Annotated in this window: 9 protein-coding genes; 3 read left to right on the forward strand and 6 right to left on the reverse strand. The window is 58.9% G+C overall.

Annotated elements, in window-relative coordinates:
* Positions 1-7 precede the first annotated feature (7 nt).
* The 6 genes from SD425_RS02410 to SD425_RS02435 all read right to left on the reverse strand — a co-directional run bounded on the left by SD425_RS02410 (position 8) and on the right by SD425_RS02435 (position 9,774).
* Positions 8-2,278, reverse strand: coding sequence for a S9 family peptidase (locus SD425_RS02410; protein ID WP_324675043.1), 2,271 nt, complete (start codon positions 2,276-2,278; stop codon positions 8-10).
* A gap of 244 nt (positions 2,279-2,522) precedes the next feature.
* Positions 2,523-4,925, reverse strand: a complete 2,403-nt coding sequence (locus tag SD425_RS02415) for a glycoside hydrolase family 127 protein (RefSeq protein WP_324675044.1) — start codon at positions 4,923-4,925, stop codon at positions 2,523-2,525.
* Between the two features lie 169 nt (positions 4,926-5,094).
* On the reverse strand, positions 5,095-6,342 hold the full coding sequence (locus SD425_RS02420; protein WP_324675045.1) for an NAD(P)/FAD-dependent oxidoreductase: 1,248 nt from the start codon (positions 6,340-6,342) through the stop codon (positions 5,095-5,097).
* A gap of 3 nt (positions 6,343-6,345) precedes the next feature.
* Entirely contained in the window at positions 6,346-7,347 is a 1,002-nt protein-coding gene (locus SD425_RS02425) for a 4-hydroxyproline epimerase (protein WP_324675046.1), read from the reverse strand.
* A 50-nt stretch (positions 7,348-7,397) separates the two neighbouring features.
* The gene (locus SD425_RS02430) at positions 7,398-8,852 is read right to left on the reverse strand and encodes an aldehyde dehydrogenase (NADP(+)) (RefSeq protein ID WP_324675047.1); all 1,455 of its coding nucleotides are present in this window, start codon (positions 8,850-8,852) and stop codon (positions 7,398-7,400) included.
* A complete protein-coding gene (locus SD425_RS02435; RefSeq protein ID WP_324679491.1) occupies positions 8,842-9,774 on the reverse strand; it encodes a dihydrodipicolinate synthase family protein in 933 nt (310 codons plus the stop codon). Before SD425_RS02435 ends, SD425_RS02430 begins: the two co-directional genes overlap by 11 nt.
* 132 nt (positions 9,775-9,906) lie before the next feature.
* On the opposite strand from SD425_RS02435, the gene SD425_RS02440 reads away from it, so the two are divergent.
* The 3 genes from SD425_RS02440 (at position 9,907) to SD425_RS02450 (ending at position 13,881) form a co-directional block, all read left to right on the forward strand.
* Positions 9,907-10,782 carry an AraC family transcriptional regulator gene (locus tag SD425_RS02440; protein ID WP_324675048.1) on the forward strand — a complete coding sequence of 292 codons (876 nt, stop codon included), beginning with the start codon at positions 9,907-9,909 and terminating at the stop codon, positions 10,780-10,782.
* Between the two features lie 125 nt (positions 10,783-10,907).
* Positions 10,908-12,074, forward strand: coding sequence for an alpha/beta hydrolase (locus SD425_RS02445; RefSeq protein ID WP_324675049.1), 1,167 nt, complete (start codon positions 10,908-10,910; stop codon positions 12,072-12,074).
* 349 nt (positions 12,075-12,423) lie between these two features.
* Complete coding sequence (locus tag SD425_RS02450; protein WP_324675050.1) at positions 12,424-13,881, forward strand: serine hydrolase domain-containing protein; 1,458 nt, start codon at positions 12,424-12,426, stop codon at positions 13,879-13,881.
* Positions 13,882-13,999 lie beyond the last annotated feature (118 nt).

The raw sequence follows: 13,999 nt of genomic DNA on the forward strand, positions 1-13,999 counted from the left end.
GCTAACGTTACGGCGTAGGCAACTCGCTCCACTCGGGCGGGGATTGGTGGAGCAGGTGGCGCACGAAAAAGTCACGGCGCTTCCGTTCGCCAAACTCGCCGCCGGTGGTGTGGCCTAGGTTGGGCAACATCACCAGCTCGAAGTCTTTGTTGGCTTTGATGAGAGCATCGGCAAACTGGTAGGTAGAGGAGGGGTCCACGTTGTCGTCCATTTCGCCCACCAGGAGCAGCAGGCGGCCGCGGAGCTGGTCGGCGTGGGTCACGTTGGAGCACTCGGCGTACTGCGGCCCGATGGGGTAGCCCATCCACTGCTCGTTCCACCACATCTTGTCCATGCGGTTGTCGTGGCAGCCGCACGAGGCCACGCCCACTTTGTAGAACTCCGGGTGAAACAGCAGCGCGCCCGCCGCGCTCTGTCCGCCCGCCGATGTGCCGTAGATGCCCACCCGCGTCAGGTCGAGGGCGGGGTAGCGCTGGGCGGCCGCCTCCAGCCACTTGATACGGTCGGGGAAGCCGGCGTCTTTCAGGTTTTTCCAGCATACATCGTGGAAGGCCTTGGAGCGGTTAGAGGTGCCCATGCCGTCGATTTGCACCACCACGAAACCTAGCTCCGCCAGTTCGTGCATGCCTAGGTTGTTGTTCATGAACGACTTCGGCACAAACGAGTCGTGCGGCCCGGCGTAGATGTTCTCAATCACTGGGTACTTGCGCGCCGGATCGAAGTTGGTGGGCCGCACGATGATGCCCCAGATGTCAGTTTTGCCGTCGCGGCCCTTGGCGCTGAACACTTCGGGCGTTTGCCAATGTGCTTGCTGCCAAGCACTCAGGTCGGCGCGCTCTAAGGTTTGCAACACCTTACCGTTAGCGGCATCGCGCAGCACCGTTACGGAAGGCAAATCCACACGCGAGTACACATCTACGAAACGCTGGTAATCAGGCGAAAACGTGGCGGCGTGGTTGGCGTTTTCGGGGGTAAGGTCCGTAAGGTGCTTGCCGTCGAAGTCTATGCTATAGTAGTGCAACAGGTACGGGTCCTGGCCGGCGTCACGGCCGCTGGCGGCAAACAGAATGGTGCGCTTGGCCTCATCCACGTGCACCACTTGGCGCACCACCCACGGCCCTTTGGTTATCTGGTTCTTGACCTTGCCCATGCGCCCGTCGTAGCGGTAGAGGTGGTTCCAACCGTCGCGCTCCGACATCCAGATGATTTCCTTGCCGTCGGCTACGTCGTGGCGGAACAGCTTGCCGCTGTAGGAGATGAACGTGGGGCTGCGTTCCTCAATCAGCGTCCGCACTTGGCCGGTGGTAGCGTCGGCTTCTAGTACGCGGTACAGTTGGTGCCCGCGTTCGTTGTACTCAAAAGTGAAGGCGTGGCTATCCTTGCGCCAGGTTGGGCGCGAGATGTTGTACTGCTGCGCAAACAGCGTGAGCGGCAACTGCATCTGCTTTTTCTCGGCCACCAGAAACAAGCTAGGTTGGTGCAGGGGCAACGCATCGCCGGGCTTGAGGTAGGGGCGGGTTTCAAGCTTGGGTTGCAGCTGATCAGTCGGCGAGGAGCGCACTAGGTACAAGGTGTGCGGCGTGTTGCGCCGAATGCGCACGCCCACCAGCTTCTTCGAATCGGGCGCCCACTGCAACTCGCTGGAGTAATAATCGCCCGCCGAGCCGTCGAAGCTGAGCGGCGTTTCCTCCTTCGTCTTCACCGAACGCAGGTACACGTTGTAGTCTTTTACAAACGCCACCCACACGCTATCAGGCGAGTACACCAGCTTGCCCGCTTCATCGTGGTCGTCGCGCTGGTTCCAATACCTAGCTTCCGGCAGCTTACGCGTTTGGCGCAGCATAGTGGTGGCCGGGGCGTATTCCCACTCGGCCGGACCGGCGGTGAAGTTCACCAACAAGCCGGCTGACGTGGTAGTGAAGCGCACGTTGCTGAGCGGTAATTGGTAAGGCGTCACGGGCTGCTTCAGGGCCGCACTGAGCTTTGAGGCCAAAGGGCTAGGTTCGAAGGCGGGCTGGGGCGCGGTGCTGCCCTGGGCCGCTTGCCAGAACTCTTGGCCTTTTGGCGTGTACATGGCGTAGTACACCGCCTTGCTATCGGGCTGCCAACTGACTTGCGTTGGAATGTGGTACGCTGTACGGTAAAGCTGCTTGTGCAACGCATTGCTCCGCTGATAGTCGGCTAGCTGCCCGCCTTGAGCCGAGCTAGGCTCGGTGTGTAGCACACTTAGAGTCAAGGTCAGCAGGTAGGCTGCACGGGCAAGCGTAGAGAAGGCCATAAGCAGAGAAATGTGATGTGTCTTTTAGAACCTAGCTTTTAATCAAAATTCACGGCCGACTACCTCTGTAAGCGTTGCCGCTCTTGGTCGTCATGCTGAGCCGGTCGAAGCATCTCTACCGCTTCGTTGAACCTCACCCCAACCCCTCTCCAAAAGAGAGGGGCTTAGAATACCACTGCGGGAGAGATGCTTCGATCAGCGCAGCATGACGGTCTAGTATTTGGGTCTTCGGTCGTCAACTAGCCTACTTCACCATCCATTCGTGAATGCCGGTGGCGTTGTCGGCGGGAAGTTGGACTTCCAGTTTGAGGGCGGTGGTGCGCACTGGCTCAAACTGCACGGTGTTGTATTTGTCCTTCGCAATGGCATAAGGCGTAGTGTTTTTCACCGGCACCCACTGCCCATCTTTCTGGTAATAAACCTTGTAGCTGGCCGGAATGCGGCAGCCGCCCCACGGACCGTCATCAAACCAATATACCTTCGACTCAGACACGGTGGCGGGCTCGGCAAAGTCGTATTGCACAAACTCAGTGGTGTTTTTCTTGGGCCACCAGTGCAGGTAGGGGTAGTTGGCGTCCTTGGAGTCGATGGGGTCGTACTGGTCGGCGAGGGCCTTTAAGGTTCTGGCGTTTTTCAGCGACGAGCTAGCTTTGCTGCGCGAGGCAATGGTAGGCGCCGGCATGGGCCGAGCGGCCGAGGCTTCGTAGGGCACCCACACCGTCATGTCGCTGGGGCCGCGGTTGGCCCAGGCGTAGTACGGAATGGCTTTTACCGTTTGTGGGCTGGTCAGGAGCTGGTCGGAGTTGAGCTGGCGGCGCGAGCTGCTGCCCGCGGCCGTCAGCAGGTTGATGCCGTTGAGCAGGTTGTCCTGGTAGGCGACTTCCACTGGCGCCTTCTGATCCACGATGATGTTCTGCACCAAGCCGTTGGTGTTGTCGGGGCCTTCGAGGCAGTACACCACTGGTCCGCGCTGTAGGGCAAACTTGCCTTGGTCGTCTTTCACCTGAGCGCTGGCCACCACCTTTTCGGTCGTCATTGGCAAAGCTAGGGTCACATGGTCGCCTTTCTGCCAGCGCCGCTTCAGCACCGCGTAGCCGTGGTCAAGGGTGTACTGCATCGGCTTGCCGTTGATGCTCAAAGTAATGGGCTGGGGCGCCGCGTCCACAAACTTGTACAGGTTGCCGGGCGTGGGTTGCTGTTGGGCCCAACCCGGAATGCGCACGCGCAAGGCGAAATCCTGGCGCTTCTGCGGATTCACGGCTAGGTCGATCTGGCCGTCCCAAGGGTAGTTGGTTTTCTGCTCGATGTTGACCTTGCCCGAGGGCAGCTGCACGTCGCTGGTGCTGGTCATGAACAGGTTCACGTACAGGTTATCCGCGTTTTGGGCGTACACGTAGCCCGGCACCGAGGCCATAAAGCGCGTCATGTTGGAAATGCAGCAGGCGCACGCAAACCACGACCCGCGCTGGTGCTGACCCATGGAAGCCAGCGGATTAGGGTAGAAGAAATGGTCGCCGCTCAATGACACGCCCGCAATCAAACCATTGTACAAAGTGCGCTCCAGCACATCGATGTACTTGGCGTCGCCGTGCAGCAAAAACATGCGGTTGTTCCAGTACACATTGGCAATGGACGCGCATGTTTCGGCGTAAGCCGACATATTGGGCAGCTCAAAAGGCTTCCCGAACGCCTCACCGTTGCCGGTCGCGCCGATGCCGCCCGTGATGTAGAGCTTATGGTTCACCACGTCCTCCCAAATGGCGTCGATGGCTTTCAGGTAGCTAGGGTCGCCGGTGAGGGCGGCCACGTCGGCCATGGCCGAGTACATGTAGGTGGCCCGCACGGCGTGGCCCACGGCGGCATCTTGGTCGACCACGCGCTTGGCGGCCTGGTTGTAATCGTTGCCCTTGGGGCCGCGTACGTCCAGGAAAAACTTCGCTAGGTCGAGGTACTGCTGCTTGCCGGTGACGCGGTAGAGCTTGGCCAGCCCAATTTCGACCACTTGGTGGCCAGGATACACTTCCACTTTGCCAGGGCCGAAGTCGTGTACCAGCAAATCGGCGTTTTTCAGGGCAATGTCGAGCAGGGTTCGTTTGCCAGTAGCCTGGTAATGCGCCACCGCGGCCTCGTACAGGTGCCCCGCATTGTACAGCTCGTGGCTAAGGTCTTCTTCTTTCTCCCAGCGCTTCGTCCCGATCCACTCGTGGGGTTTGGCAGCTTTCACTGTGCGGAAGGTATAGAGGTAGCCATCCGGTTCCTGCGCCTTGCCAATCAGCGTAATCAGCGAATCGACGTACGTCTCCATGCGCGGATTTTTCTTCACCTGCATGGCGTAGGAGGCTCCTTCAATCACCTTGTACACGTCGGTGTCGTCGAAGGGGAACTGCGTGAGCTTGTCGCCGGGTAGTTCACCCGCCGCCCGCCGGAAGTTGTCGAGGTGACCATCTTGCCGGCACTGCTGCATGGTGTGCGGAATGGTCACGTCGGCGTTGGTCTGCATCTTGGGCGCCCAAAATTGGTCGTGCACGTGCACCTGCGTAAAGGCGACCGGCTGAATCGGGTAGTCGCGCGGCGGCGCGACCTTCTGCGCACTGGCGGCACTCGCCAGACCTAGGAACAGCAAGCTAAAAGCGAAAGATGGGCGCATGGCAGGAGAGCTAGGAGGTTTGGGTGGGAGTGGTGTAGAGACACATACTTGTGTCTCCTCGCGTTGCGGATGTTGTTTACCTAGGTCGTTCTTGGAGGATTGTTCTTAAGTAAATTGTGTTGGCGTTATCGTTCAACAGTGAGACACAAGTATGTGTCTCTACATTGACCTAGCTGTACCGGTCGGGCGAGAAGGCATCCATCAGCAGGCTGGTTTTCTGGTCGCGCAGTTGCTCGGCGAGAAGCTTGCCGGTGCCGGGTGCTAGGCTGATGCCCATCATGCTGTGGCCGGTGCCGAACAGCACATTGCGCCACTTTGCCGTCGGGCCGATGTAGGGCAGGCCGTCGGGCGAGCAGGGGCGCAGGCCGCTCCACACCGTTTGTGGGTCGGGTGCCACGGGCGTAAAATCGCCGTAGTAGCGCTGAATCGACTCGAAGATGCCCTGCACCCGCTTGCGGTTGATGCTCACATCGGTGTCGGTGATTTCCATGGTGCCCCCAAACCGCACTTGCCCGCCGAAGGGCGTTACGGCTACTTTCTGCTCGGTGAGAATGGCCGGGATGCGGATGGCAGGCTGGTTGGTTTGCATGAAGCTGTAACCCTTCCCCGAGAGCATGGGCAGGCGCACGCCCAGCTGGCGCGCCACCTTGCCCGACCAAGCCCCGGCGCATACTACGAGGTCGTCGCAGGCGAAGTCGCCCTGCGTGGTGATGACGTGCGTGATGGTGTCGCCCGTGTGGTCGAAGCGCAGCACTTCGGCCTGCGAAATCAACCGCACACCACGGGCTTGCAGGTGGTTTTTGAGGAAGCTGTAAAGCTTGGCCGGATCGAGGTGAGCGTCGCCGGTGAAGTGCACAGCCCCGCGTACGTCGAGGTTGGTGTCGGGTTCCAGGGCCCGCACTTCGTCGCGCGACAACACGTTGGCTTCGATGCCGACCGTGTTGGAAAGCTGCGCCATTTCCACTTCCTCGTGCTCGATGGCGGCCGTTTTGTAGAGCATGAGCAAGCCTTTTTCTTCCAAACCTAGCTTCGCTTCGGGGTGCTGCTGAGCTAGATCGAAGTACAGGCTCTTGCTGAGCAAACTCAGGTTTTTGAGGTAGGGAATGCTGCGGTCGACGTGCTTGGGCGTGGCCGAGCGATAAAATAGCAGGCACCACTCCACCAATCGGCGGTCGAGGCGGGGGTGAATGTAGAAGGGGCTTTTAGAAGAAAACATCCACTTGATGCCCTTGCCGATCATGCCGGGCGAGGCTAGGGGCACGAAGTGGCTCGGTACGATCATGCCCGCGTTGCCGGTGGAGCAGCCCTGGGCTAGGTCGCCTTGGTCGAGCACGGTCACGCCGAAGCCGGCTTCCTCTAGGTAATAGGCTGTGAATAAGCCGATGATGCCGCCCCCGACAATTACTACGTTGCTCATACCCTAGAGAACTTGAAAACCGTGAACGTAAGGATCTTCGTCGTCGAAGAAGATGGTGTTGTGCCCCGTAATGATGGCCCACCCTTCGATGCCCGGACGAATGGCCGGCCGCCCCGCCACGGTGGTTTCCTCCTCGATGGTGCCTTTGAAAATGGACCCAATAATGCTTTCGTGGATAAACTCCTGCCCCGGCTTGAGCTTGCCCTTGGCGTACCACTGCGCCATGCGCGCCGAGGTGCCCGTGCCGCACGGCGACCGGTCGATGGCCTTGTCGCCGTAAAACACCGCGTTGCGGGCCGTGGAGCTAGGACTCAGTGTATCGCCCGCCCACAGAATGTGCGACAAACCTTGAATAGTCGGGTTTTCGGGGTGCACGAAGGTGTACTGCTCGTTGAGGCGCTGGCGCAGCACCCGGCTCCAGCTGATGAGCTTGTCGGCCGGGTAGGCTTGCAGGCCCTGGAAGTTCTCCTGCGGATCGACGATGGCGTAGAAGTTGCCGCCGTAGGCCACATCCACCCGCAGCGGACCTAGCTCGGGGCACTCCACGGCTAGGTTTTCGGAGTCGAGGTAGGCCGGGATATTCGTCAGCTTCACCGACTTAATCTTCTGACCTTCCTGGCGGTACGAAACCAGTACTAAGCCGGCCGGCGTTTCGAGGCGCAGTTGGCCGGGCACTTTGGGCGTAATCAGGCCTTCCTCCAAGGCAATAGTCACGGTGCCGATGGTGCCGTGGCCACACATAGGCAGGCAGCCGCTGGTTTCGATGTAGAGCACGGCCACATCGTTGGCAGGATCTTGGGGCGGGTACAGGATGCTGCCCGACATCATGTCGTGGCCGCGGGGCTCAAACATAAGCCCCTTCCGAATCCAGTCGTAATCACGCAGAAAGTGTTGGCGCTTCTCGCTCATGTTAGCGCCGTGCAGCTCGGGGCCGCCGCCCGCTACCAGGCGCACCGGGTTGCCGCAGGTGTGGGCGTCAATGCAAAAAAATGTTTTACGGGCCATAAAGTGGCTAATGGTGTAGCGCGGACTATAAAGTCCGCGCTACAGCTAGGTTAAAGACTGCGCTGCGTTACTTCCCCGTCGATCATCCGCCAGATACCCGTCGGATTTTCGTTGCGCAACTCCGGTGGCAGCAGCTCCGCTGGCGCCGACTGGAACGTGACCGGCCGTGCAAAGCGCTTGATGGCATAGGAGCCCACCGACGTGCTGCGTGGGTCAGTAGTGGCTGGGAAAGGCCCGCCGTGGGTCATGGCGTGGCTGACTTCTACACCCGTGGGCACGCCGGCAAACAGCAAGCGGCCGCACTTCTCGCGGAGCGCATCGGCTACAGGTTCGGCTTGGGCTAGCTCGGCGGCAGTACCCCACAAGGTGCAGGTGAGCTGCCCGTGCAAGGCGTTAGCAGCGGCCAGTAGCTCAGCTTCGTCTTGGTAAGTAACTACCAGGGTGAAAGGACCGAACACTTCTTCCTGCAATGCCGCATTCTGTATCCATTGCGCAGCTGAGGTGCGAGCTAGGCCAGCGCGGCCTTCCAGCGTGTGCGTCTCGGGCTGAACCAAGGCGTGCACATTGGCGTGCTGAAGAAGGGAGGAAAGGTTCTGGTAGTAATTGTCGGCGATGCCCGCGTGAAGCATGTGGGTTGCGGTGGCGCTGCTGAGCGTTTCTCCTAGGCTGTCTACGAAAGCTTCGGCAGCCTCGTCGGCTGGCACGAACACCAGCCCCGGACACGTACAGAACTGCCCCGCGCCAAGCAGCACCGATTGCGCCGCCTGCTGTGCCAACCCAGTTGGGTCGGAAGCTAGCTTTTCTGGTAAGATGAACAGCGGGTTGACGCTGCCCATTTCGGCGTACACCGGAATCGGTACGTCGCGGCGCGTAGCTAGGTCAAATAACGCTTTGCCAGCGCCGTAAGAGCCCGTAAAGGCCACGGCACGCACGGCAGGATGCTGCACCAGCTCCGTCCCGACTTGCGTGCCGCCCACTACGTGTTGGAACACCGCCGCCGGCAAGTTGCACTGCTGCGCCGCCTTGGCAATGGCTTCGGCTACTAACACGGAGGTGCGCGGGTGCGCAGGATGCGCTTTATACACCACCGGGCAGCCGGCCGCTAGCGCCGAGGCCGTGTCGCCGCCAGCCGTCGAAAAAGCTAGGGGGAAGTTGCTGGCTCCAAATACTGCTACCGGCCCCAGCGGCAGCAGCAGCCGACGCATATCGGGGCGGGGGAGGGGCTGACGGTCGGGCAGGGCCGTGTCAATAGTGGCCTCGGCCCAGTAGCCGTTCTCTACCAAATCGGCAAACAGGCGCAGCTGACCTTGCGTGCGGCCTCGCTCGCCAGTGAGGCGTGCCAACGGAAGGTTGCTTTCGGTGCTGGCGGTCTGCAGCAGCTGATCACCTAGCTCATCGATGGCCGTGGCGATGGCGCGCAAGAACGTAGCCCGCTCGGCACCCGTGGTTTTTTTATAAATAGCGTAAGCCGCCGTGGCTTCGGCCAGGAGCGCATCAAACGGCATGGACAGCGGCAGGCGTAGCGGTGAATGTGGGGAGCGCCGGGCGCGTATCGAGGCCGTGTTGAATGAGGGCCATTACCCGCTCCCGCTCCTCGCCAATCAGTGTCAGGCGCGGGGCCCGCACGTGCTCGGTGCCAAGGCCAGCCATTTGTTCGGCTAGCTTGATGTACTGCACCAGCTTTGCATGAATGTCGAGCTCTAGCAGGGGCAGGAACCACCGGTAAATCGTGCGGGCTTCTTCAATGCGGCCTTCCTGCACGAGGCGGTAAATGGCCACCGTTTCTGCTGGGAAAGCGCACACCAAGCCGGCTACCCAGCCGTGGGCGCCCATCAGCAGCGCTTCCAAAGCTAGGGTATCTACGCCGCCCATAATCCGCAGCCGGTCGCCGTAGCGCGTCACCATGCGCGTCACGTTCGATACGTCGCGCGTCGACTCTTTCACGGCCTCCACGTTAGGGCACGCGTCGAGCAGCTTGTCGAAGATTTCAAGCGTGACGTAGGTTTTGTAGTCGACGGGGTTGTTGTAGATCATGATGGGCAGCTCTGTGCTCTGCGCCACCGACGTGAAGTAGGCGAGCGTTTCGCGCGCATCGGTGGGGTAGCGCATGGCCGGCAGCAGCATCAGGCCCGAGGCACCTAGGTCTTCGGCTTCCTGCGCCCGCAGAACAGCTTCCTGGGTGGATCCCTCGGCGATGTTGAGCACCACGGGCACGCGGTCCGCTACGTAGTCGATGGTGCGCCTCGTCAGTTCGTATTTCTCTTCCGTGCGCAGCACGCTCGATTCGCCAAGCGTACCGCCCAGAATAATACCGTGCACGCCAGCGGCTAGCTGAGCATCGATGTTCTTGAAAAACGTGTCGAAGTCCAGACTGCCGTCTTGGTGAAACTTCGTCGTAACTGCTGGGAATACGCCTTGCCAGTTGATCATAAGTTTTATCGCTTTTTTACAAAGCTATCCGCTCTGGAAGGCGAAGTCCCGTACGGAATTAGTAAGAGATAATGCTATATTGACAATTATCCCGCGATTTGCGTGATAGCCGATTAATATAGTACCGTCATGAAAGTCATCTCGTTTAAGATTCCGAAGTCAACCAATGACTTCATCCGGTACCAAGTCGACCACCAGCCGTACTTCTACGACAAGCTGCACCAGCATCCCGAAATTCAACTCAGCTACGTGCTCGAAGGCGAGGGCAAACTGGTCGGCGGCGACTACATCGGCCTATTCCGCCCCGGCGACTTGTTCCTGCTCGGCCACGATGTGCCGCATGTTTTTCGCAGCAACAAGGAATATTACGACGAGCAAAATGGCCTCCGCAGCCACGCCGTTGCCGTGTTTTTCGACCACCGGGTGTTCACCAGCGGCTTCTACAGCATCGAAGAGCTGCAAGGCGTCCGAAAATTCTTCGAGCAGCTGACGGGGTGCTACCGCATCCAAGAGGCTGCCCACGACGCTATTGCGCACCATATGCTAGCCTTGCCGCACACAAGCAACTTAGAGCGAGTACTCGTCGTGCTCCAAATCGTGCAGCAGCTCATGCAGCCAGGTGCGCTTCAGTGCCTGAATGTAACTGACCAAATGCACAACCTCAACGAGCGCGAAGGCAAGCGTATGGAGCAGGTGCTGCACTTTTTGATGGAGCAAAGTCACCGCGCCATTTCGCTCGAAGAGGTAGCCTCGGTGGCAAATATGAGTAGAGAAGCGTTTTGTCGCTTCTTCAAAGAGCGCACCCGCAAAACCTACGTGCACTATCTCAACGAGCTGCGCGTCACCAACGTCTGTCAGCTGCTCCTGCACACCGAGCAGACGATTGCCGGGGCGGCTTACGCGTGCGGGTTTGCTAACCTCTCGCACTTCAACCGCGTGTTCTTCAACATCATGGGTAAAACCCCACGGGAGTACCGGGAAAACAACGCTATTGTTCAAAGATAAGTAGCAGGGTATAATCCTACAGGTTAGTTACATAAATAATTTATGATTTAATATAACTACTTATGGGATAGACCCAATTCATGGCTGGTGCGTAGAGCTGATTATCAACCCCTTAGTCCACCCTCATGAAAAAAGGTTTTCCTGTCAAACTAGCCGCTGTTCGCGCGCTTATTTCTTCTAAAGCTACCACCTCTTGGCGCCGCGCACTAAGCGGATTGCTGCTGTCGAGTGCCCTGATCGGGGCTAGCGCCTGCACAGAGGATGGTGGTCTCTTTCCGTTCCCTACGTCGGTTGTCATTCAGCCGAATGGCCCTAAGCCTGAATGGGGACCTAGCATCAAGCCAGAGATGCAAAGAGTAATCGAAGAGCTGGACAGCCTCACTAAAGGAGTACCGCTGTATACCCTCACGCCTCAGCAAGCGCGTAAGGCGCCGTCCTTCAAGGATGCGCTGCTCGCCGTGATGAGCCAGTACAACATCGCTATGCCTAACCAGTCGGTAGACACCACTGGGCGAGCGATACCAGTAGCCGGGGGCACTATCCGGGTGCGGATCTATACGCCACGTCTCGTGTCGCCCACTATGCCAGGTATTGTTTATTATCACGGTGGCGGCTGGGTCATTGCCACCAACGATACGTATGATTTCTCGGCACGCGCCCTAGCTGCCAAAACCGGCTCCGTAGTGGTAGCCGTGGAATACCGCAAAGGTCCTGAGTTCCGGTTCCCGACCGCACACAACGATGCTTTTGCCGCCTACCGCTGGGTGCGTGACAATGCCTCCTCGATTAAAATAGACGCCAACCGCATTGCTGTGGCCGGCGAAAGCGCCGGCGGCAACCTAGCAGCTAGCGTGTGCATCATGGCCCGTGATGCCGGTGTGCCGTTGCCCAAGCACCAGCTCTTGGTGTACCCCATTGCCCGCTATGACATGAATACGCCTTCGTATCAGCAGTTTGCTAATGCTAAGCCCTTGAATAAGCCCTCAATGCAATGGTTCTTTTCATACTACCTGAACAGCCCTGCCGATGGAGCTAGCCCGCTTATTTCCCTAGTAAACAACACGAACCTACAAGGCTTGCCGCCCGCTACGGTAATCAACGCTGAAATCGACCCCTTGCAAAGCGAAGGACAACAATATGCCGCGCAGTTGAAAGCAGCGGGCGTGCCGGTCACCTCGAAAGTGTATGTGGGCGTTACCCACGAGTTCTTCGGAATGTCGCCGGTGGTGCCTCAAGCCACCGACGCGCAGACGTTGGCCGCCGCGGAGCTGGTCAAGAGCCTAAACTTGTAAGAAACAGCCGTTCTTATTTGCAGACAGCCCCCGAAACCTAGGTTGCGGGGGCTGTTTTCGTTTCCTTTAAAGCTAAGTTAGTAGGCGCCAGGTTTAGCTGATTATAACAGAAGTGGCTGTTGCAAAAGTCGATCAACAGGGTACCTAGGGATTAGTCGAGCCTCTGCCCACTGCCAACTAGTGATGCGCCTCACACTTTTAGGGTCTTAGCCCTATCGATGTTACTCAGTAGCGCTACCGTTGGGAATTTTGCAATAGCCACAGAAATTACGTCTAAGCGACTAAGAAGCAGATCTTTGCAATGCTCGCCTATGCCTTTCGTAGATCCTACTTTCCTTGCCGCTCGTTTATGAATCGTCTCGTTGGATTATGTACCTGGTTTCGCATCTTGCTGCTAGGCTATGGGGTGCTCGGCTCGGTGCAAGTGATGGCGCAAGACGCCCGCCCGCGCTACGACGCCATGAGCCAGCAGCTAGTAGCAGCGTTCAACACCGAGGAACCACTCGCACTTTACGCCCTAACCTCGCCCGCGTACCAGGCTAGGATGAGCGCCGCCAATTTCAGTACGGGCACCCGCAAGTTTTACGTCCAAACGGGCTATTGGGAAACCGTGCAGTTTCGCGAGCAGGTACCAGATGGCATGACCTACACGGCTAAGTTTGAGCGCGAAACTGCCGTTCTTTTTCTGCAACTCGACGAGACGGGTAAGATCAGCCGCTTCAATTTCAAGATCATCCCATTCGTCAGCCAACCCAAAACGTATCGGGTGCCGAGCAACAACCCGCTGCGCACGGCTACTGACAGCTTGGTAGAAAAGCTAGCCCGGCCCTACGTGCAGCAGGGGCCAGCGGCGGGCCTATGCTTAGCCGTGCTCGACCACGGCCAGGTGCGACGCTACAGCTACGGCGAAACGCAGCGCGGCAACGGCCAACTGCCAGACCCCAACACCACGATTTTTGAAATTGGTTCCGTTACCAAAACCTTCACCACGCTGCTCCTGGCCCGGCAAGTGGTGCGCGGCAAGATGCATTTGAAGGACCCCGTTAGCCAGTATCTGCCCGATTCGCTACCCCGCCTAGCTTACCAGACCGCGCCTATCACCTTAGAGAACCTAGCAAACCACACATCGGGGCTGCCGCGCCTGCCCGCCAATATTTACCTCGGCAAGGTAGACCCCGCTGATCCGTACCGGCATTACACGCTCGATTCGCTTTACCGCTTCCTGGCGCGCTACCAACTGCCCGCGCGGCCCGGTAGCCAATTCGTCTATTCCAACCTAGGGGCCGGACTGCTGGGCTGCGTGCTCGCGCAACATGCCCACCGCAGCTTCGACCAGCTCATTCGCGCGCAGATCAGCCGACCGTTGCGCATGCCGGATACGCGCGTAGAACTGACTACGCAAGAACGCGCCCGCTTCGCCCAAGGCTACAATGAAAAAGGCGAGCCCACCACCGTGTGGAACCTTGCGACGCTGCAAGGCTCCGGGGCGCTCAAATCGACTTTGCGCGACATGGTGCGCTACACGCAAGCACAACTCGGGCAGTTCCGTAGCCCGCTTGCAAAGGCCATGGCCCTTACTCACCAAGCAACGTTTAGCAGTCCCGATAACACCCTCGGTTTGGGTTGGCGCATTGCACAACGGCCGCCGCAAACGTACTGGCATCACTCCGGCGGCACCGGTGGCGGGCGCTCCTTCGTAGGGTTTGATCCACAACGTCAGCTCGGTGTCGTTATCCTCTCCAATGCCGCTTTGGATGTTACCATCATTGGCCAGACGATCCTGGAAAGAGAAAGGGTGGCTAAGTAAGACTAGCTTGCGGTAGCACCCGCTTTGCTTGCCTGCGCAGCCCCGCCGACCTAGGTCAGTGGGGCTATTTCGTTGCAGGTGGGCGGCGAGTGGCATTATCGCAGCCGGCTTATAAAGG

Source organism: Hymenobacter sp. GOD-10R (assembly GCF_035609205.1).
Lineage (GTDB): Bacteria > Bacteroidota > Bacteroidia > Cytophagales > Hymenobacteraceae > Hymenobacter.

Bases quoted from the DNA above. Each gene is read 5' to 3' on its own strand.
- SD425_RS02410 (WP_324675043.1), bottom strand. From the start codon at position 2,278: ATGGCCTTCTCTACGCTTGCCCGTGCAGCCTACCTGCTGACCTTGACT.
- SD425_RS02415 (WP_324675044.1), bottom strand. From the start codon at position 4,925: ATGCGCCCATCTTTCGCTTTTAGCTTGCTGTTCCTAGGTCTGGCGAGT.
- SD425_RS02420 (WP_324675045.1), bottom strand. From the start codon at position 6,342: ATGAGCAACGTAGTAATTGTCGGGGGCGGCATCATCGGCTTATTCACA.
- SD425_RS02425 (WP_324675046.1), bottom strand. From the start codon at position 7,347: ATGGCCCGTAAAACATTTTTTTGCATTGACGCCCACACCTGCGGCAAC.
- SD425_RS02430 (WP_324675047.1), bottom strand. From the start codon at position 8,852: ATGCCGTTTGATGCGCTCCTGGCCGAAGCCACGGCGGCTTACGCTATT.
- SD425_RS02440 (WP_324675048.1), top strand. From the start codon at position 9,907: ATGAAAGTCATCTCGTTTAAGATTCCGAAGTCAACCAATGACTTCATC.
- SD425_RS02445 (WP_324675049.1), top strand. From the start codon at position 10,908: ATGAAAAAAGGTTTTCCTGTCAAACTAGCCGCTGTTCGCGCGCTTATT.
- SD425_RS02450 (WP_324675050.1), top strand. From the start codon at position 12,424: ATGAATCGTCTCGTTGGATTATGTACCTGGTTTCGCATCTTGCTGCTA.